This is a genomic window from Arsenophonus endosymbiont of Bemisia tabaci Q2 (assembly GCF_902713415.1).
Classification (GTDB): Bacteria; Pseudomonadota; Gammaproteobacteria; order Enterobacterales; family Enterobacteriaceae; genus Arsenophonus.
On record NZ_CACTIE010000047.1, the window covers coordinates 1 to 795 of the forward strand.

The following is a 795-nucleotide window of genomic DNA, read 5'->3' on the forward strand; positions in this document are numbered from 1 at the left end:
AAATGATTACAAGTAATTACTCTATATCAGTAAATTTATATTGCAGAAAAACATATATTTTGTAATTAAAATTAAGACGCTTAGCTATAAATGGGTAACACACATAACTTGAGTTGAATTGCCTAATTCACGTAACAATTTTCCAACCACCGCGGCGGTAGCACCGCTAATACCCACATCAACTTCATCAAAAATAAGTGCGGGAGTATCCATTTTTTGGGCTGTAATGACTTGTATGGACAGCGCGATGCATGATAGTTCTCCACCTGAAGCAATTTTTATTAATGTTTCATGTGGTTTCCCAGGATTGGTTGTCACGTTGAACTCGACTTGGCTTTCTCCATCAATTTGTAAATGTTCAGGATTAAAATCTACATCAACCGTAAAATAGCCATGATGCATTGAAAGTTGATGCATACTGTTGGTGATTAATTGACTTAATTCACTGGCATATTGTTGCCGTATTTGGTGGAGTTTGCCGGCTATTTCTAATGCATATTGATGTTGAACTTCGACCTGACTAATTAAGTGGTCAAAATCATCTTGCTGCTGATTTAGTTTTTCTTGTTCTGCCAGTAGTTGTAGGTGTAATTCAAACAATAATTCGGGGGCAACCAGATGTTTATGGGCTAAATTGACATATTTCGCGATGCGTTGTTCTAATTCGAATAGTTGCGGAGGATCTAGCTCCGTTCGATCACCATAATGACGCAATTCATTACTCACTTTATTAATTTGGATCAATGCCTCTTCAAGCATATAGCTAAGCGACTTAATTTTGATTACACTATATTG

General features: G+C 36.5%; 1 pseudogene. It reads right to left on the reverse strand.

Annotated features, from left to right (window positions below):
- Positions 1 to 87: 87 nt before the first annotated feature.
- A pseudogene (locus tag ARSQ2_RS02915) lies at positions 88 to 795 on the reverse strand (DNA repair protein RecN); the annotation flags it as partial.